The following is a 22809-nucleotide window of genomic DNA, read 5'->3' as shown; positions in this document are numbered from 1 at the left end:
GCACGGCTAATAAATTGATATAAAATGATAGACCACCTCATCTTAAATTTAGCAACCCGAAACATATTGATTAAGGTATCTGATGGAGAATTGTTAATCAATGCGCCAAAAGGTGCTTTGGATGAACATCTGATCAATGAAATTAAATTAAACAAAGCTGCAATCATCAGGTATTTGAGTAATGCACCTTTGGCAGATGGCATATCCTATGATCAGATTGGAATTGCAGCTGATGCTGATGAAGCAGAATCTCATCCTTTATCTTCCTCACAATACAGAATTTGGATACTAAGTCAGTTTGAAGCAGGCAATATTGCTTACAATATGTCTGGTAGCTATATTTTTAAAGGAGAGCTTAACGTTTCAGTACTTAAGGAGGCTTTAATAGCCTTAATAAACAGACATGAAAGCTTAAGAACTTTCTTTTCTGAAGACGCTCAATCGGTCAGACAATTTATCAGACCAGTTGATGGATTTGATCTGGATTTTATTTTTGTGGATATGGAAGAAATTCCAGATCCGGTTTCGCAATTAAGCAGATTGATTGCTGATCGTGTGGCTATTCCATTTGAACTTTCCAGCCCGCTGTTATTACGCACTTCTCTTTATAAAGTAGCTGGTAAGGAATGGGTTTTCAATTATGTTATGCATCATATTATCGGCGATGGCTGGTCTCTTGAAATCTTGATGAATGAGTTGCTAATACTCTATAATGCTTTCTTAAATCAGAAAGCCAGTGTGCTAACACCTTTAAAATTTCATTATCGGCACTATGCCCGCGCACAGCGTGAGCAGTTGGAAAGCGGAGCGCTCAAATCCCAAAAAGAATACTGGCTGAAAAAACTTGCAGGCGAATTACCTATACTAGAGATGCCGGGAGATAAGAGCAGGCCTACTATTAAAAGCTTTAATGGTGCAGTTTTCAATAAGCTCATTGCCCCCTCCATCAGCCGTAAGTTAAGCCACTTTTGTTCAAAGCAGGATGCGTCTTTGTTTATGGGTGTTTTATCAGCGGTATATGCGCTTATGTATCGTTATACATCGCAAAACGACCTGATTATTGGTACTCCCGTAGCCGGACGCGAAGCAAGCGAACTGGAATCACAGATTGGCTTTTTTGTGAATACGCTGGCCTTAAGGATTCAGCTTTCTGCTACTGACGATTTCGGAGCCATTCTTGCCCAGGTGAAAGCCTGCACAATAGGAGCACTCGAAAATCAGGCATATCCATTTGACGAGCTGCTGGAAGATTTGAAACTAAATACAGGAACCGGCAGAAATGCTCTTTTTGATGTGATGGTGTTACAGGCACAGCCTTTTCAAAAAGATAACAGGCTCACATTTGATGGCCTGGAAGTATCGGCATTTTCAGATAAGGAGCATGTAGTGAGCAAGTTTGATTTGGTTTTTAGTTTCGCTGTTTCTACCGAAGGCCTTCAGCTAAATACTGAATACAATACGGATCTCTATTCTCTGGGTTTCATTGAGCGAATGATGGAACATTTTGATCTATTGCTTGCTGCCATGCTCAATCATCCGCTAACCCCGGTTAATCAACTGGAGTATCTGAGCAGTGAAGAATATGCAATGATCAGGAACATCGCCAATCAATACTCCGGCCTGGTAAGTAACCAAAATACGGTATTGGATGAGTTCTACCAACAGGTGAAAATCCACGGAAATAATGCCGCACTTTCCTTTAGGGGAAAAACCATGAGTTATGCCGAGCTCGATGCATTATCAAATCAGTTTGCCGCTTATCTGAAAGCGCATATTAAGCCAGCAATAAAGCGGCCTGTCTCTGTGCTTTTAGATAGAAATGAGCAGTTGATTATTACTTTGCTCGGTATTCTGAAATCTGGCAGGGCCTACCTGCCCATAGATCCCGAATATCCGGAGGAAAGAAAAGCCTACCTCATCGCCGATAGTGCTTGCGATATGGTAATCGATTCTGCAAAATGGCAGGAGTTTGAAAGGCAGCAGGATAAATATGACTCAAAATTTATTACGCAGATTATACATCCGGAAGATACCGCTTATGTGATTTATACCTCTGGTTCTACCGGACTACCTAAGGGATGTGAACTTACACACGGCAATCTTCAACATTATATTCAATGGGCTAACCATTATTATTTTGCAGGACTAGACCAGGTGAATTTTGGCCTGTTTACTTCGATTTCATTTGACCTTACCGTAACCAGCATTTTTTGTACCCTTTGTATGGGCGGAACCCTCAAGATTTACGATCAGGGGGAAGAGCTTTCGACAATCTTAAGCACTTATTTTAGTCCGGAAAGCGGGATTAATTCAATTAAACTAACCCCATCACATATCAGCTTGCTGGCTTCATTAAACCTGAAAACAGAGTATGTAAAAATTGCAATTGTTGGCGGCGAACAGGTAAGAGAAGATCAGGTTAGGATACTCAAAAACATTAACCCTGCGATTAAAATTTATAACGAATATGGACCCACGGAAACTACTGTTGGCTGTATTGTGAAAGAATTGGAAACAGGCAGCCCTATTGTTATCGGAAAGCCGATTTCCGGAACAGATATTTATATTTTTAACGAAGCTGGCAGTATATGTCCGATTGGAGTACCTGGCGAATTGTACATCTGTGGTGAAGGAGTAGGAAAGGGTTACCTTAACCGAAAAGAATTAACTGCATCGAAATTTCTTCCCGATCCAGCAAGACCCGGAAAGCTTATGTACAGAACTGGTGATTTTGTGCGGTTAACTTCAGCTGGGGATATTGAATTTATCGGGAGAAAAGATGATCAGTTGAAAATAAATGGTTTCAGGGTGGAAACCGGTGAAATTGAAAATGCGATTTTGGAACATCCTGATGTCAGTGCTGTGTCAGTCATCACAAGAAGTGATGACGATGGCAGCAAGTCGCTTATCGCATTTTGCGTGGGCCCTGTTCAGGTTTCTGATCTGCGTTCTTACCTTTCTTTAAAATTGCCTTCGTATCTCGTGCCCGATCATTTCAGATTGCTGGATGAGTTGCCGCTTACCGTTAATGGAAAGTTGGATAAAGAAAAGCTTCAGATACTAAGTAAAACAAACATTATTTCCGAACAAAAGAAAAGGGACCCACGTAATTCTACGGAAAGAAAACTCATTATTATCTGGGAAAAGATTTTGAAGCGGAACAATATAAGTCCTGCTGATCATTTCTTTTACCTGGGAGGTAACAGCCTGAAATTGCATCGTTTAGCTCAGCAAATTCAGGAAACGTTTCAGGTAAAGCTGAGTTTCTCTCAACTATTTCTCCATTCCAGCCTTGAGGCTCAGGCAGATGTGATTCTAAAAACAGGGAATACCCTTGCCGCCATCATCCCAAAAGCGGAGTTCAGACCATTTTATCCCTTATCTTCTGCGCAGCAAAGACTTTGGATACTCAGCCAGTTTGAAGCGGGGAATCAAACTTTAAATATACCCGGACTATATACTTTAGAAGGCGATTTAGATGTTGATTCGCTTGAAAAAGCATTGTTTTCGCTTATCAAACGTCACGAAATCCTGAGAACCACATTTCAGACTACTGCCGAAGGCGAAGTGGTTCAGGTAATAGCAGAGGCCGGTCAATCCGGATTCAGACTGGAAAGAAGAAATATGCTTTATAACAGTTTTGCTGGATCTGAACTGAATGAAATGATCCTCGAAGATACGATGCAGCCTTTCGACCTGGAAAAAGGGCCATTGTTGCGGGCGTTTATTTATCAGTTATCGGCGAAGCGATGGGTTTTTGCCAGTGTAGTTCATCACATCATTAGCGACGGCTGGTCTCAGGGGCTATTTATGAAAGAATTGCTGCATTTTTACCATTCACACCTAAAAGGAGTTCCGGTTGAATTACCGGCATTAGCTATTCAGTATAAAGATTATGTTGTATGGCAGCATGAAAGCGCACAGGATGAGGCAGGAGCTAAAACCGGGATATATTGGCAGCAACAGTTTGCTGGTAAACTTCCCATTCTGCAGCTGGCTACAGATAAAGCACGTCCGGCAGTAAAGCAATATCATGGTCGCATGTTCAGCAAGATTATTGATGCAGAATCGATGGTTTTGTTTAAGAATTTTGTACTTGATCAAGGTTCAACATTATTTATGGGATTGCTGAGCGTGATGAATACATTGTTGTTCAGGTACACCGGACAAACGGATATAATTCTGGGAACGGCGGTTGCCGGAAGGGAAAATGAGGCTCTTCAACATCAGCTCGGATTATACTTGAATACACTGGCCTTGCGAACACAGTTTGAGGGCACCGATTCATTTCCTGATTTGCTGGCAAATGTTCAGAAAGTAACGCTTGAGGCTTTTGAATACCAGTCTTATCCCTTTGATCAACTGGTAGAAGTACTGAATTTGCCGAGGGATTTGAGTAGGAGTGCCTTGTTTGATGTATTTGTTTTGATGCAGGATGCAGATTTTCCTGCGGAAGAGTTTCAGCAGTTATCCGGTATTCTAAAAATAGACAATTACAATTTAACCGCTGTAACCGGAAGTAAATTTGACCTCACAATAAATTTCGTTGAGCGCAATGAGGGGCTGCAGCTGGCAATAGAATACAGTACAGATCTTTTTCATGAAGATCGTATTTCGCGTTTAGCGGATCATTTTGAGCAAATCGTTAAAATCGTATCGGTGCAGCCCTCAGCCTCACTCGAAACGCTAAATTACCTCACAAAAGAAGAGTTAAACCGGCTGTTAGGTGCTGCTGTAAGCACAAAAGGTGAGCCTGTTCAGGCGGCACTCATCACTGATCTTTTTCAGGAACAGGTTAATTTATACGGAGACAGCGCAGCACTGATTTTTGGCAATACCAGGCTCACTTATCGCGAGGTTAGTGAACGCGCGGCAAAGTTCGGCAACTATTTAATCCACAAGTATGCTGTAGCTGGTGGTGATCTTGTTGGAATAAAGCTGAACCGTACAGAATGGATGGTAATTGTTGTATTGGGCATTCTGAATTCAGGTGCGGCTTATGTTCCGGTGGATCCGGATTACCCAGAAGAACGGATTGATTATATCAGAGACGACAGCCATTGGAAAGTATTGATTGACCAGGAGGAACTCGACTTGTTTCTAACTGAAATAAATCAATACAGCAGTCATTGTTCATCACTTTGTTCTCCTGAAAATCTTGCTTATGTAACTTATACCTCAGGCTCTACAGGAAAACCGAAAGGTGTTATGATTACGCATCAGAATGTTACTTCTTTTTTCAGAAATTTTGATGCTGTATTTGATTTCAAGGCCAGGATGCGTATCGCGGCAGCAACAAACTATACTTTCGACATCTCTGTTCTCGAAATTTTAGGAAGTTTGGCCTGGGGAATGGAATTACACCTCTTAAATGAACCTGATCCCGCTGTTATATTGAAATATCTGGCTGAAAATGAAATCAATGTATTACAGGTTACCCCTTCCAGGTTAAATCAAATTTTTGAAGTTCCGCAACTGGGGCTTGAAGATCTTAAGGGATTGCAGGTATTGCTAGTAGGAGGAGAAGCCCTAACTGAGCAGCAGTATATACGTTTGGGTAGGCTACAGGGCGTAAAAGCAATTAATGTTTACGGACCCACGGAAGCGACCATCTGGAGCAGCTCTTTAGACATCGGAAGCAGCAGCTCACTTTCTATAGGAAAACCATTACAAAATGAATGGATATATATACTCGATAAAAATCAGATGATGGTGCCCGAAGGAGTAGAAGGGGAGATATATATCGGAGGAGCTGGCGTGGCAGTAGGTTACCTGAACAGGCCGGAGCTCAGCGCAGAAAAGATAATTGCTGATCCTTATCAGTCCGGGCAGAAAGTGTACAGAACCGGAGATAAAGGCAAGTGGTTAAGCGATGGTAATATTGCTTTCACTGGCAGGATAGATGATCAGGTGAAAATAAGGGGGTACCGGATTGAACTTGGGGAAATAGAATATGTACTCAGACTTTGCAAGGGTGTTGGCGAGGCAGTTGTGATTACAAGGATGGATTTGCATCAGCAGCATGAACTTGTAGCTTATTTTGTTAGTAAAGAGGTTATTGATGACAAAGAGATTAAGGATCAGTTAAAGCGCGTTTTACCGGCCTATATGCTGCCTGCTTATTATATTCAGCTTGACAAAATGCCGTTAACCTTTAACGGAAAGATTGACAGGCAAAATTTGCCGGATCCTGGAGAGTTTAACAGGTCGAGTTCTACATCTTACCTTGCACCTGGTACAGAAACTGAGCAGGAACTTGCGCTGATCTGGAGTTCGATTTTATCAAATACGGCCATTGGGTTAAAAGATAATTTCTTTGATCTTGGTGGGCATAGTTTAAAAACAACCAGGCTAGCTAATCAGATTTATAAAAAATTTAATGTCATTATCCCTTTACAGGAGCTATTTACAGTTTCTATACTAGAGGATCAGGCTAAATTAATCGAATCCTATCAGAAGACTTCATTTGATCCGATTCTTCCTGCGGTACAAAAAATAGGTTATGTTTTATCTTCTGCTCAGCACCGGCTATGGATTCTGAGCCAGTTTGAGGAAAGTAATGTGGCATATAACATCCCTGCGGTGTACCGGTTTGACGGTCATCTCGATCAGACTGTGTTATCGCAAACCTTTTTTAGGTTGTTGGAAAGACACGAGAGCCTTCGAACGATTTTCAGCGCCGATAAAGACGGAGAGTTGACACAAGTAATACTGAATCCCGAATCCCTTGATTTTTCAGTCGTTTACGAGGACATGAGACAGCAGGAAAAACATCTTCTTGATGATCGGATAAGAAATGAGGTTCGGATTAAATTTGACCTTTCCAGTGGTCCTTTACTCAGGGTAAATTTGTTCCAGGTTGCGGATAAACAATGGATTTTCGTCTATACCATCCATCATATCATCAGTGATGGATGGTCTATGAACATCCTCTTTAATGAAACCGTAGAAATTTATAATGCTTTACTAAGAGGTGATACGCCAGTGATTCCGCAATTGGATATCCAATATAAAGATTATGCCGAATGGCAGAACAGTAAACTGGACAGCCCACATCTCAAAGAACTAAAGAATTACTGGACCTCTCAGTTTTCAGGAGAGTTGCCTGTTCTGGCCTTACCCTATGATCATTTAAGGCCTGCAATAAAAAGCTATCAGGGAGGTACGGTAACCGCAAAAGTAACAGCAGAAACCTTAGGGAAATTAAAAGAACTGGTACATAAAAGCGGAACAACGTTGTTTATGGGACTACTTTCTGCGGTAAACATCTTGTTATACAGATACACTGGTCAGGAAGATATGATCGTGGGCACACCTGTTGCTGGGCGCGATCATCCCGATCTGGAAAATCAGATCGGCTTATTTGTAAATACACTTGCCCTGCGTACGCGCTTATCAGACGGAGATAGTTTTGAGACCATTTTAAAAGAAGTGAAAAAAGTTGCTTTAGCTGCTTACGATCATCAGTTATATCCTTTTGACGCACTGGTAGAGGATTTAAATCTGCCAAGGGATTTGAGCCATAATCCGCTTTTTGAAGTTATGATTGTTTTGCAGAACAATGAAACTGATTACAGGTTGCAGAACAGAACTTCAGATCTATCTGTTAGCATGTATAAAGAAATTGACCATCATACCAGCAAATTTGATTTGTTGTTTAATTTTTCAGAGAATGGAGATGGAGATTTACAAATAGAACTGGAATACAACAGCGATGTTTTTAATAAAGAAAGTGCAGTAAGGCTGATTAGTCATTTTAAGCAGCTAACCAGCGCAATTATTGCTGCGCCTCAAACTGCCGTTTCGCGGTTGGAATACCTTAGCCTTTTAGAGAAAGAGACCTTATTGTCTGCTTTTAATCAAACTACAGTAACCTATGCAGGGGAGCAAACGGTAATCAGTTTATTCGAGTCGCAGGCAGTGGCTACACCCGATAGTTGTGCGATGGTATTTGAGCAGGTTTCCTATACCTACCGTGAATTGAACGAGCTGTCCAATCAGCTCGCCAGGTACATTTCCGGCGGATCAGTAGTTCAGAAAGGTACTTGCATAAGTGTATTGCTCGAACGCTCGGCATGGTCGGCAGTTAGCATGATCAGTATCATGAAACTGGGTTGTATTTACGTGCCAATAGACGCTTCGCTGCCAGAGGCACGCAAGAAATTTATGATCGAGGAAAGCAATTCCGCAATCGTTCTGAGCGAAGGAAGTCAGGCTGTTGAGCTCGCCTTATGGTTACCGGATGTAAGTGTGGTAGATATTATGGCAGTGCCTTCGGATATAGATCTGTCAAATCCGGAAGTGGAGATCGGTTGGGATGATTCTTCATTTATCATTTACACTTCTGGATCTACCGGTCTGCCAAAAGGCGTAGAACAAACTCACCGGATGTTGTACAACCTGATTTTATGGGATATTGAAGGTGCTGGCTTTAATAAAAAAACAAAACATCTTCAGTTCTCTTCTTTTAGCTTTGATTCTTCCCTGCACGATATTTATTATGCTTTAGCCACAGGAGGAGAGGTTCATATTATAAACGAGAACCTGAGACAGGACCTTTGGAGTTTAAAGGATTATATTTTAAATCAACAAATCAACACGCTTTCGATGCCTTATGCAGCATTGAAAGCTATGTTTAGCGAAATTCCCATAGAGGAGTTTCACGGTCATTCGATTGAGGAGGTTATTTCTACAGGGGAGCAGTTGTATGTTAGCGGAGGCTTGCTAAACTTCCTCAAAGTAAATCCTTCAGTTCGTCTGTTTAATTTGTATGGCCCTTCCGAAACGCACGTAGTTACAGGACTTTCTTACCGGTATGCTGATGGAGATATTCCTGAAAAATCAGGCATTGGAAAGCCGGTTTATAATACCGATATCTATGTATTGGATCAACAGATGCAACCCGTTCCAATTGGTGTAGAAGGTGAAATTTATATTGGTGGATGGAACCTGGCAAAAGGATATTTTGGCAACCCTGAGCTGACCTCCGAGCGTTTTATTACCCACCCTTTTCGGAAAGGACAGTTTGTATACAAGAGCGGCGACATTGGAAAATGGTTAAGCGACGGTTCGCTGGAGTACATTATGCGGAAAGACAATCAAATAAAGATAAATGGCTACAGGATGGAGTTGGGCGAGATAGAGAGTGCTTTAAGAAGCCACCCTCAGGTAGAAGAAGCAATTGTAATTACCCTCAAAACCGCTACCGGAGCACCTGAGCTGGTTGCTTATTTTGTGGCCATGGAAACGCTAAATCTGAGCGATCTTAAGAGCCATATCAGATTGATCATTCCACACTATATGCTGCCTCATCACTATTTGCAGCTCGATGCCCTTCCTTTAACGGTTAATGGTAAAGTAGATAAAAGAAATTTGCCAAACCCCTCGGCCTCGGCAAATGGCCGGCTACAGGAATACCTCGCGCCAGAAAATGAGACCGAGGAAAAGCTGGTTCAGATCTGGAGCGAGTTACTGGAACTGGAGGCAGACAAAATTGGCGTAAATGATAACTTTTTCGAGCTGGGCGGGCATAGCCTCAAGGCTACACGTTTAATCTCGCGCATAAAGAGGGAATTCGGAATCGAGATCAGGATCCGGGAAATATTTACTGAACCGAATATAAAGTCGATTGCCGAAGGCCTGAATACCATATTATGGTTGAAAAATGAGGTGGTTGAGGTAAGCCCTGATACAGACAAAGAGGAAATGATTTTTTAACCTGAACGAAATAAGCGATATCACATGAAATTAAATGAACAGCAGATTTCACAATATCATGAAAAGGGGTTTCTCATGATTGAGAATTATTTGAGTGAAGAAGAAGTTGGTATTTTAATTGAGCAACTGCCCAATACGATTGTTAAGGATTCGCCAAGAATCATTCTGGAAGACAATGGATCGGTAAGGTCTGTATTTGCACCTCATTTCACAAACGATACCTATGCGCGTTTGAGCAGGCTGAATCGTTTGGTTATGCCCGCGGAACAACTGATTAATAACAAAATTTATATACATCAGTATAAGATAAATACCAAGAAAGGGTTAAAAGGCGAATGGTGGGAATGGCATCAGGATTTTCCATACTGGCATATCGACGATGGTATCAGCAAGCCTGATATGGTATCGGTGATGATTTATCTTCAAGACACCAACTCCTCCAATGGTGCATTAATGCTCATACCCGAAACTCATAAATTAGGTGTTGTAAAATTTGCGGAGAAAGAAGCCCTGGCTGCGGCGGCAGAGCAAAATGATAACGACTACCGTTCTTCATTAAATGCCGACATCAAATTTACGGTGGATCATGAGTTGATCCGTGAGCTATCTGTGGCCAATGGAATTATCACAACCGCCGGGGAAAAGGGATCAGTTCTTTTTTTTCATGGTAATATTTTCCATGCCTCTAATATTAATCTAACCCCTTTTGATCGGGATGCGATATTGATCACTTATAATAGTATTGACAATCTCCCTCAAAATAAACAGAACCCCCGACCGGATTTTCTGTCTGGAAGAGATTATTCTCCGATAGAAGATCTGGTTACCACAATTTAGTTTTCTAATCATCATTTTTTGCCAAATATCAAACACTATGGATCGTGTAAGTCATATTATTCTGGAACTTAAGAAGTTGAACGCAAGTATTTCAGTAGCTGGAGACGAGTTGAAAATTGAAGCCGGGAAAGGTACCATTCATGATGGGTTAAAAGAGGAGATCAGAGCAAATAAGCATAACTTGATTCGCTATATCAACAAGCTGCGCAACAAGTCAGACTTTATGATACCATCAGTAGCGCCTCAAGCTTCTTATCCGCTTTCCTCATCGCAAATGCGCTTGTGGGTGATGAGCCAGCTTGAAGACGGAAATATTGCTTGTAATATGCCTGGTGTGTTTGTTCTGGAAGGTAAGTTGGAAGTTGAGTTGTTGAGCGATTGTTTTCAATTGCTGATTAATCGGCATGAAAGTCTTCGGACGGTATTTAAGGAAGAAGGTGATGAGGTAAGGCAAGTTATTCTTGACCCTGAGGAGTTCGAATTTAGTTTTGACCACAATGATATTAGCTCAACTGAAAATCAGGAGGCTCTTATCAGGGCGCATATAAAGCGTGAATTTATTAGGCCATTTGACCTAACAACAGGTCTTTTGGTGCGTGCCGGGCTTATTCGACAGGCTGCCGATAAATGGATATTTATTTACGTGCTGCATCATATCATTACAGATGGCTGGTCAATGAATAATATCATTCAGGAGTTAACAGTCATGTATAATGCCCGCGTAAAAAAGCTAGAGAATCCTTTAAAACCATTGCGCATCCAGTATAAGGATTTTGCCGTTTGGCAGCAGGCACAGCTATCCGGACCGGATGCTTTTGTTCATGAGGAATATTGGTTGAAACAATTGCAGAAACGGATTCCTTTATTGCAATTGCCGCTTGATTATCCAAGGCCTGCCATCAAAACTTTTAATGGGAGAACGATTCATTTAACCCTTAATGAAACCATTACCAATGGTTTAAAAGAAATAGGTAAAGAACAAGGAGGAACATTATTTATGGCACTGCTTGGCGCAATAAATATCCTGCTTTACCGGTATACGAGCCAGACTGAAATTATCATTGGAACCCCGGTTGCAGGGAGAGAACATGCCGATCTTGAAGACCAGATCGGATTTTATCTCAATACTCTCCCGCTAAAAATCAAATTTGACGGCAATTCCAGATTCAATGATTTTTTTAAAGAAGTAAGTCAGGTTACGCTCGACGCATTTGAACACCAGATGTATCCGTTTGACAAGTTGATCGATTCATTGGACTACCGGCCGGATTTGAGTCGCAATGCATTGTTCGATGTCATGATGCTACTGCAGAATATGAATGCTAATTCCTCAGCGGATACGCTTCAAGACGTTCGTGTATATCATTACCGTAATGACGAGTATGTTATCAGTAAATACGACCTGACTTTTTATTTTACAGAATCCGGAGATCAGATTCTTACCAATATCGAATACAACGTTGATCTGTTTAAGGAGGAAACAATCAAAGATTTAGCCGATTATTTACAAGTATTACTGGAGAAAATTGTTCAGTTTCCTGATTATACGATCGATCAGCTGGTTGACCTAAGTTTGAGGAAAGTTATCCCTTCAATCGAGTTTAATGTTGAAGTTTCGGATAAACAGGCTGCAACCGCGCATCAGAAAAGGTTATGGTTTATTGATCAGTTTGAAAGCGGATACCTTTACGAACGAAGTCCTGTTTATCATAATTTGCCATTGATTGCCAAATTGACTGCTCCTATAAATGTCAATTTAGTGGAGAAAAGAATACAAGAGCTCGTTAGAACCTATCCTTTGCTCAGCAGGATGATCTCGGTAGAGAAAAGTGAACCTTATCTGTCACTGGTTCCTCAGCAGGCTATTAAATTGCAAATGAATGATTTTGGAGGCTGTGCAGACGACGCATTAATTTCGAGGTGTAGAGCACTGATTCAACTTCCTTTCGATATTGAAGCAGAACCGCTGATCAGATTTAACCTGGTCAGCTATAACGATGGTATGCTGTTTATCATTACTGCTCATCATCTAATTGCAGACCGGTATAGCTTAAAGGCAATATTTGACTTGATCATTAAAGGAAATGTGCCCGGGGCTGCTGTTCAGTTTGAACAGTATGCCAACTGGCAAAATGGAATGGAAGAGAAATTGCAGGCTGCCTCCTCTTTTTTCTGGAAGCGTAAACTTTTTCATTCGCCTGTACTTTACCTCGATAGCAATCAGCCGCGTAACCATATTCATGTTTATAGTGCCGGACACCTGCAAAGGGAGCTGTCTTTCAGCGCTGTGAGTGGTATTGATGAACTTGCCGCTCTGCTGGAAACAAGCCCGTTCATGATTTTGCTAACAGCTTTCCATATTTTGCTTTACAGATATTCGGAAGCTGAGGAGTTGGTGATTGGTACCCTGTATGAGAACAGAGAAAGGGAAGATTTCAAAGACATTATTGGCCCATTGGCGAATTTAATTACGCTGAGAAATCGCATTTCTGATCAGGCTGATTTTACTTCCTTACTGAAGCAGGTAGAGGCCGACTATATTGCCTCTGTTGCGGCGGCTGATATTCCATTTGAAAAAGTAGTACTGGACGTAAATCCAGGTAAAGATATGAGCCGTACTGCATTATTTGATGTGCTGATACATTTTGAAGACCATACCGGAGAGACTGATGAATTCATTGAAGGTAACGATGGTTTAGGTAAATATGATTTTAACCTGCTGATCAAAAGAAATGAAGGTTTGTCGCTATTCATGACTTATAACGAAAAATATTTTTACGAGCCACGTGTAGCACGTTTGCTGGATCATTATCAGGTAATTATCGAGCAGGTTATAGAAAATAAAGACTGCCTTGTAGCCGAGCTGGACTTCATCAGTAAAGCCGAAAAAGATACGCTGCTATGTGATTTCTCGCATGAGGAGGTTGACTATCCAAAGGATAAAACAATTGTCGGTTTGTTTGAAGAGCAGGTGGCCAATACTCCGGAGCGGGTGGCAGTAGTATTTGAAGGTGTTCATTTAACTTATCGTGAGCTTGACCAACGGGCCAGCCGGTTGGGATCTTATCTCCACCTAAACTATGAGGTGCAGCCTGATGACCTGATTGCCCTTAAACTTGAGCGTGGAGAATGGATGGTTATTGCCATGATTGCGGTACTCAAATCAGGCGGGGCATATGTCCCGATTGATCCTGCTTATCCCGAAGAGCGAATCAGCTTTATGATGGACGATAGTAAATGTAAGGCGGTGATCGACCAGGAGATGCTCGACGCTTTTAATGAATGGAATCCTGAAAATGAAAAGTTGCCAACAATTGTAAAGGCAGCTCCGGGAAATCTTGCCTATGTGATTTATACTTCGGGTACAACAGGTATTCCGAAGGGCACAATGGTGGAACATAGAAATGTTGTCAGACTATTTAAAAACAATAACCCATTATTTGATTTCAACGAAGAAGATGTATGGACCTTGTTTCACTCTTATTGTTTTGACTTTTCTGTATGGGAGATGTATGGTGCATTACTTTTCGGAGGAAAGCTCATTGTGATACCTGCGATGACCGCTAAAGATTCAGAGCTGTTTCTGGGGGTATTGAAAACGGAAGGCGTAACCATTTTGAATCAAACTCCTTCGGCCTTTTATAACCTTTCAAAATATGAAATGGAGCAGAACGCTGCCGAGCTTCGGCTTCGCTATATCATTTTTGGAGGGGAGGCGCTGAGCGCTGATAAATTAAGTGGCTGGAACAGAAAGTATCCTGATGTGAGGTTCATCAATATGTATGGAATTACAGAAACCACTGTACATGTTACCTATAAGGAACTCAGCACCAGGGATATTCAGGAAGGTCGCAATAGCATTGGCAAGCCCATTCCAACCCTGAGTTGTTATATCATGGATAAAAACCGGCAACTATTACCCCTTGGGATCACAGGCGAATTGTATGTTGGAGGAGCAGGTGTATCCAGGGGATACCTAAACCGTGAAGAGCTTACTGACCAGCGTTTTGTTTCAGATCCAAACCATCCGGGGCAACGCCTGTACCGCTCTGGCGATAAGGCGAAATTTTTTGAAGATGGAGAACTCGAATATTTAGGAAGGATTGATGAGCAGGTTAAGGTAAGGGGTTATAGAATTGAACTTGGTGAAATAGAAAATGTATTGCGTAACCATGAGGAAATTGAAGATGCTGTTGTAACAACAAAAAGGGATGATCAGGGAGATCTTCAGCTCATTGCTTATTTTACAGGTCCTCAAAAACCGGATATTGCTGCATTAAAAATTAATTTATCCAGTCAGCTTCCGGAATATATGTTACCGGCTTACTATGTGCCATTGGATTATTTTCCCATTACTTCAAACGGGAAGATTGACAAAAAGAACCTTCCTGATCCGCAGATATTGCTGCAGCAGGAAAAAACCTCGTATACAGCAGCCCGCAACCCAATCGAAGAAAAGCTTTTACTCATATGGAAAGACATTCTCGGAGAAATCAATATCGATGTTAGAGATAATTTCTTTGAGGTAGGAGGGCACAGTTTGAAAGCTACCAGGCTGGTGAGTCAGATTCATCAGGTTTTTGATGTAAAAATTACACTTAAGGATATTTTCGCCAATCCTATACTTGAAAATCAGGCTCTTTTGATACAAAAAGGAAAAACAAATCTTTTTTATACTATACCTGTTGCTCCGGTGGCAAACGATTACCCCTTGTCTTCCTCTCAAATGGGATTATGGATTTTAAGTCAGACCGAGGAGGGGAATGCCGCTTACAATATCCCCGATAGCTATTTACTGTCGGGACAGTTGGATATTCAGGCAATGGATCAGGCTTTCCAAAGTCTGATCGAAAGACATGAAATCCTGAGAACGGTATTTTCTGAAAATGAAAATGGTGAGGTGAGGCAGGTGATTCTTACTGCTGCTCAACTTGGCTTAAAGTTAAATGTTAGCGATTTGCGAAAAAAGCGGGCAAAAGATAAGATCGTAAGCCAGTTGATACAGGCTAACTTTAACCAAACTTTTAACCTTTGTTCAGGCCCACTGATCAGAATAAATTTGTATCAGCTTGAGAATGATAAATGGGTATTTACGTCGGTAATGCATCATATTATTAGTGATGGCTGGTCAATGTCTGTGCTGATTAACGAATTATTGTTCTACTACAATGCCTATCAGAAAAATGAACCGGCGCTTATTGCTCCTTTACGCATTCAGTTTAAAGACTACGCCAGCTGGCAGCAGCAACAGGTAAACAGCGATCTTTTTCAAGCTCATCGCAACTACTGGCTGGAAATGTTTTCAGGTACCTTACCTGTATTAAGTATGCCAGCTGATCAGCTCCGGCCGGCCATTAAAACATATAATGGAGCAATTTTGATCAGGCAAATAGATGGTGAGATTACGGAAGCTTTTAAAGCATTGTGTCTTAAAAACGGAAGTACATTATTTACAGGGTTACTGGCAGCTGTGAATGTGTTGTTGTATAAATACAGCGGACAGACTGATTTTATTACCGGCAGCCCTTTGGCCGGCAGAAACCATGTAGACCTGGAAGCACAAATTGGATTTTATGTCAGCACAATGGCATTGCGCACAAAATTCTCAGAAGCGGATGATTTTTTGAGCTTGCTTACAAACGTAAGCCGGCTAGCGCTGGGGGCTTACGACCATCAGTTGTATACTTTTGAAAATCTTATTGATGAACTGGAAATTACACGCAACCTAAGCAGGAACATGTTGTTTGATGTGATGGTTGCTTTGCAAAACACAGAAGGATTACTGAAAAGTACTGCAGGAGGATTGAATGGTTTAAATGTCGACCGGTTTTCTGTAAGTGAACATGTGAACAGTAAAGTAGACCTTACCTTTAATTTTGTTGAAACTAGGAAGGGTTTGCAGCTCAGCCTTGAGTACAATACAGATATTTATTATAAGGAAACCATTGAACGTTTAGGACGTCACTTTGTACAGTTATTGGAAGCTGTAATTCTTACGCCCACACAGAGTATAGCCGGATTGGACTATTTAAATCCAGCTGAGAAAGTAGAATTGATTAGCACATTTAATGCTGCGGCACTGAGCCCGGCATCAGAAGAAACCATCGTTTCGGCTTTTGAGTTAAGCGTGGATGAAAGGGCAGATGATATCGCATTAATTTACGGAGAAAAACGCCTTACCTATAAAGCCTTAAACGAGAAAGCAAATCAGCTGGCCAATTATCTGAACAACAATTTTACGATCAAACCCAATCAGCTTATTGGTGTAAAGCTGGATAGAGGAGAATGGGTGGTTATTGCTTTGCTTGCCGTTTTGAAATCGGGAGCAGCTTATGTGCCGATAGATCCTTCTTATCCTGTTGAACGGATTGATTTTATGATATCAGACTGTAACTGTATCACCGTCATAGATGAAGATTTTCTTCATCAGTTTTGGCAAGAGGCTAAAGAATTTGATACACAGAATTTGTCTCGTGTTCATCAGCCGGAGGATCTTGCTTATGTTGCCTATACCTCAGGATCAACCGGACAGCCGAAAGGGGTACTTGTGCGGCAGGAGAGCGTAATTAGGTTGGTGAAATCGCCCAATTACGTTAATGTTCGCCCGGATGATCGAGTGCTTAACCTTTCCAGCTTTTCTTTTGATGGTTCTGTTTTTGATATTTTTAGTGCTTTACTAAACGGAGCAACCCTGGTATTGTCTTCTGTAGATATTCTCTTGGACACCCATTCGTTGACAGAGTTGATAGCGGAAGAAAAAATCTCCGTGTTTTTTGTAACCACGGCACTCTTTAATGTACTGGCAGAATCGGCCACAGCCAATTTCAGTACCTTAAGATGTGTGCTTTTTGGTGGGGAACGTGTATCGTTACATCACGTAAAACGCTTCCGGGAAAATTATAAATCGGTAAAGCTTGTGCATGTTTATGGGCCAACGGAAAATACTACCTTTTCTACTTATTATCCTATAACAGAACTAAACGAAGCGTTCGGAACCGTACCTATCGGAGCTGCAATCAGTCATTCATCCTGTTATATTTTGGGAGAATGGAATGGCCACTTTCAGCTTAAACCAATCGGGGTGGTTGGAGAAATTTTCGTGGGCGGTACAGGTCTTGCCAGCGGCTATCTAAATCAGCAGGCTTTAACCGATGCGAAATTTATAGATCATCCGTTTGAAGTTGGTAAAAAGGTTTATAGAACAGGCGATTATGGCAGGTGGCTACCTGATGGAAACATTGAATTTACAGGTAGGATAGACGATCAGGTAAAAGTAAGAGGATATCGGATAGAACCTGGAGAAATTGAAAATGCCCTTCAGCGTTTTGAACAGGTGGAAAGTGCAACGGTATTGGTATCAGAGGGGGCAGATGCGGAGAAAAAAATTGTTGCCTATTTTGTGGGTAACGGAAATATAAGTGAGCAAGAACTGAGCCTGTGGATGAGTAGTCGTATGCCTGATTATATGCTGCCGGATATTTATCTTCAGATTGAGCGTTTTCCGCTAAATGCCAATGGAAAAATAGATAAAGCGAAACTTCCGGTTCCCGCTATGAAAAGCGGAGTTGTGTATGTGGCACCCGAAACTGAAATTGAACGACAACTTGCTAATATCTGGCAAGAACTACTTTCTATTGAAGTTGTAGGTTTAAATGATGATTTCTTTGATCTGGGAGGACACAGTTTAAAGGCCACCAGGCTTTCCAGTCAGATCCATAAAACATTTAATGTCAGATTACCTGTTAGTGTATTGTTTAGTCATACAACGCTTAAAGAACAGGCTCATTTTGTAAAGAGTGCGGTAAAAACATCTTTTGAAACAATCAGCCCTGTTGCATTACAGAATAATTATCCATTGTCGTCCGGACAACACAGGTTATGGGTGCTCAGTCAGTTTGAGGAAGGAAGTATTGCCTATCATATGCCGGGCTTATACCTGTTTGAGGGGAAACTAGACAAGAAAGCTTTACTCCAGGCTTATGATTTACTGATCGCCAGACATGAGATTCTGAGAACAACATTTATCGAATTTGAAGATGAAATCAGGCAGGTTATTCAGGGTCCGGAAGAGGTATTATCCGGTATTTGTTTCCACGATCTCCGAAAAGAGCAGAAACCTGAGATAATTGTATTTGACCTGATACAAAACCGGGTTATGCAGCCATTTGACCTTTCTTTGGGGCCGTTGGTACATGCAGACCTTTATCAAACAGCTGATCAGAAATGGGTATTTGCCTATGTCATGCATCATATTATCAGCGATGGCTGGTCAATGGGGATTTTAATCCGCGAGCTGTTGCAACTTTATAATAGCTGCAGTACCGGAGCCGCAAATCCGCTGAAGCCTTTAAATATTCAATATAAAGATTACGCTGGCTGGGAGCGTAAGCAATTGAGTGGGCATGCATTCCAGTTACACAAGGCATATTGGCTAAAAAAACTTGCCGGAGATTTGCCTGTGCTCCAGCTTCCTACAGACCGGCCACGGCCAGCTGAAAAGACCTTTAACGGCGGTATAGTAAATCAGCGGATTGATAAAAAACTTACCCGCCAGCTAAAGGAATTTATTCAGGATCAGGGAGCCACCTTATTTATGGGGCTGCAGTCTGTTGTACATGTTTTATTATATCATTATTCAGGGCAGGAAGATATCATTTTGGGCAGTCCTGTTGCAGGACGACAACACAGTGATCTGGAAAACCAAATTGGTTTTTATGTGAATACACTTGCGCTTAGAACCCAATTTAAGGGAACTGATAGTTTGAAAGAATTACTGGCAAATGTAATCGATGTAACAGTGGGTGCATTTGAGCATCAGGCCTACCCTTTCGACGAACTTGTGAATGATCTAGCGCTAACACGTGATACAGGAAGAAGCCCTTTATTCGACGTACTGATTGTGCTGCAAAATTTAGACCTGTTTTCGGGGGAAGAAAAAGAAGCAATAAGCGGAGGATTGACCGTAAATCATCACAGTGGCGCTGAACATGTGATCAGTAAGTTTGACCTTACCTTTTATTTTACGGAAGCTGGGGAGGAGATTCAGGCCACTGTAGAGTACAATACAGACCTGTTTAATAAAGAAACTATAAAAAGATTAACTGGGCACCTGGTGCAGTTGCTAAACGTACTTGTAAACCATCCGGAAACTCCGGTTCAGCAACTGAACTACCTCTCTGCTACCGAAAAAGTACAGGTTTTGATGGAGTTTAATAATACTACCAAGGTTTATCCTGTTGAACAAAGCTTAACCTCACTATTTGAAAAACAAGTTGTACTTACTCCTTCAAAAACTGCGCTCATCTATGAAGAGAGTAGATTGAGTTATGAGGAACTAAATGAAAGGGCCAATCAGTTTGCCAATTATCTGATCAGTCATTACCGTGTTCAGGAGGGAGAGGTAGTGGGGATTAAACTTGAAAGGACAGATTGGACAGTTGTCGTGATGATTGGGGTACTAAAAGCTGTGGCAGCCTGTTTGCCAATTGACATTACCTATCCTGAGGAACGTATACAATTTATGCTGGCCGACAGCCAATGCAGAATTTTGATTGATGATCATGAGCTTCAGGCTTTTATTTCTGGTAGAGATAGTTACGGTAAAAATAATGTAACATTAAATACTGGGCCAAATAATCTGACCTATATTATCTATACCTCTGGTTCTACCGGAAATCCGAAAGGATGTATGTTATTGAACAATGGCGTGGTAAATCACCTTTTCAGTAAATTAAGGTTGCTTAATCTGAATCAGGAAGATACGATTTGCCATAACTCTGAATTACACTTTGTGGGAGGGATCTGGCAGTTGTGGGCTCCGCTCGTGGTAGGGGGGCAGGTTGTTTTATGTAATCATGAAGTGTTGAAAAGTATTGAAAAACTCCTGTTAACTGCTGCAGAATACCAGTCTCGCATCCTGGAGATCATTCCGTCACAACTCAACGAATATCTATACGAAGAAAAACAGATTCGTTTTGGTCAGGTTAAAACATTAATCCTCACCGGAGAGCGTTTAAACATGTATTTCGTAAATAAATGTTATGATGGCAATCCAGAGCTGAAAATTATTAACACTTATGGTCAGACGGAATTCTCTGACGTCACCTGTGAATACCATATCCCGCGCGACTTTGATAAAGCCAGCGTATTAATTGGTAGCCCGATACAGAATACCAGAATTTATATTATGTCTCCGGCAGGACTTTTATGTCCGGTTGGTGTAATTGGTGAAATCTATACAGGTGGTGCCGGGATTGCGGCTGGGTATATCAATAATCCTGAACTGACCAAAGAGAAATTTGTAGATGATCCCTTTTACCCTGGAGAAAGGGTATATAAAACCGGAGATCTGGCGAGGTGGTTACCTGATGGGCAACTGGAAGTATTTGGAAGAAAAGATAAGCAAGTTAAAATCAGAGGATTTCGCATTGAAACCTGGGAGGTGGAAAATGCATTGCTTGCAATGGAAGAGATAGAAGAAGCGGTTATTCTATTCGAGGAAGCCAAAAATGGTGAGAAACAAATGATCGCCTTTATTGTTGCTCAGAAACCATTACTCAGCAGAACCCTTCACCAACATTTATTAAGCCTTTTGCCACGGTATATGATGCCAGGCAAATTCGTGCAGCTGGAAAAAATGCCTTTGCTCGATAATGGTAAAACAGATACTAAAAAACTAACTGGCTATCAGGGTTTATTGTTGACCAGCGGTACTGAATATCTTGCACCACGGAACCAGATTGAAGAAAAGCTGGTTGATTTATGGCAGCACATTCTGCAGAGGGAGAAAATAGGAATCAATGATGATTTTTTTGAACTAGGTGGACATAGCCTTAAAGCAACCAGATTAGCCGGACAGATTCACAAAGAGTTTGGTGTTAAAATCACTTTAAAAGAATTATTCGCCAATACTGTTCTCCTTAACCAGACGGCATTAATCCAAAGAGCTGGGAAAACAACGTTTTTAACGATCGATTCTGTGACTGTTCAAGAGAGTTACCCTTTATCTGCTGCACAACGCAGGTTGTGGGCGTTAAGCCAGTTTGATGCAGCAACTGTTGCCTATAATATGCCAGGCGTCTATAAGCTCACAGGTGTATTAGATACTAATGCCCTGGATCAGGCATTTGTTAGTTTGATTAATCGTCATGAAATATTGAGGACCGTTTTCCGTGAAAATAAAAATGAAGAGATCCACCAGTTTATATTGCCCGTTAACGAAACTGGTTTCGCCATTGCTTACCATGATCTGAGGTCTGATGAGCAGAATGAACAGGAATTGATACAAGTTATTCAAACCTCCTTTGTGCTGCCGTTTGATCTTGTTAAAGGCCCTTTGTTGCGTTGTACTGTATTTCAGTTAACAGACGAAACCTGGATTTTAACCTACGTCATACATCACATCATTAGCGATGCATGGTCAATGGAAATCTTATTAAATGAAGTGATGAGTTTTTATAATGCTTATCACAAGTCCGTTGTTCCGGTGTTAACTCCGTTGGCTATCCAGTATAAAGATTATGCGGCATGGCAAAATTTACAATTGAGCGGAGCAGCATTAAATGATCATAAGACTTATTGGCTGCAACAATTTGAAGGAGATTTGCCGGTGCTCAAACTGATAGGAGATTATCCAAGACCGGAAGTAAAAAAATATAACGGAAAGCTGATCAGTAAGCGCTTTGGAAGCGAGGTTTTGCAGCAGTTTAAGCAATTGGGACAGGAGAATTCATGTACACTTTATATGAGTTTACTAGGCCTGATAAATGTCCTTCTATATAAATACACCAGTGAGGAAGACATCATTATCGGAAGTCCTAGCGCAGGTCGTGACCACGAAGACTTGGAGCATCAGATTGGATTTTACATCAATACTTTGGCCATGAGAACCCGCTTTAAGGGCAGCTGGAATTTTGTCGATTTACTGGCCGAGATCAGGAAACTTACATTAGACGCTTACGAACATCAGGTTTTTCCTTTTGATGAGCTTGTTGAAGAATTGCATATCCACCGGGATGCAAGTAGAAACCCTTTATTTGATGTGTGGTTGGTTTTGCAGGACAGCATGCAGCTGAACATGGCAATCGCGGAACCCGATGACCTCAAAATCAGTCATTATGAGAAAATTCGTTATGAAATTAGCCGGTACGACCTTCATTTCAGTTTTCAGGAATTAGGTGAAGAACTTCAGTTGAGTTTGATTTACAATAGTGATATTTACAGTGAAGGGCGTGTTTCAGCGATGTGTACCCATCT

The 22809-nt window shown here is 41.3% G+C and carries 3 protein-coding genes; all 3 read left to right on the top strand.

The genetic code is table 11. The annotated features are described in order from the left end of the window. Nucleotides 1-24 precede the first annotated feature (24 nt). Entirely contained in the window at nt 25-9717 is a 9693-nt protein-coding gene (locus BCL90_RS00155) for a non-ribosomal peptide synthetase (protein ID WP_121281957.1), read from the top strand. A 24-nt stretch (nt 9718-9741) separates the two neighbouring features. Continuing rightward, nucleotides 9742-10554 carry a phytanoyl-CoA dioxygenase family protein gene (locus BCL90_RS00150; RefSeq protein WP_121281956.1) on the top strand — a complete coding sequence of 271 codons (813 nt, stop codon included), beginning with the start codon at nt 9742-9744 and terminating at the stop codon, nt 10552-10554. Nucleotides 10555-10591: 37 nt separating this feature from the next. Further along, a partial coding sequence (locus BCL90_RS00145) for a non-ribosomal peptide synthetase (protein ID WP_121281955.1) occupies nt 10592-22809 on the top strand: 12218 nt, incomplete at its 3' end.

Origin of the sequence: Pedobacter alluvionis (assembly GCF_003664035.1) — a bacterium.
In the GTDB taxonomy this organism is placed as follows: Bacteria; Bacteroidota; Bacteroidia; order Sphingobacteriales; family Sphingobacteriaceae; genus Pedobacter; species Pedobacter alluvionis.
Note: the sequence above shows the minus strand (reverse complement) of the source record. Positions and strands in the feature narration are given on the sequence as shown.

Bases quoted from the DNA above. Each gene is read 5' to 3' on its own strand.
- BCL90_RS00155 (WP_121281957.1), top strand. From the start codon at position 25: ATGATAGACCACCTCATCTTAAATTTAGCAACCCGAAACATATTGATT.
- BCL90_RS00150 (WP_121281956.1), top strand. From the start codon at position 9,742: ATGAAATTAAATGAACAGCAGATTTCACAATATCATGAAAAGGGGTTT.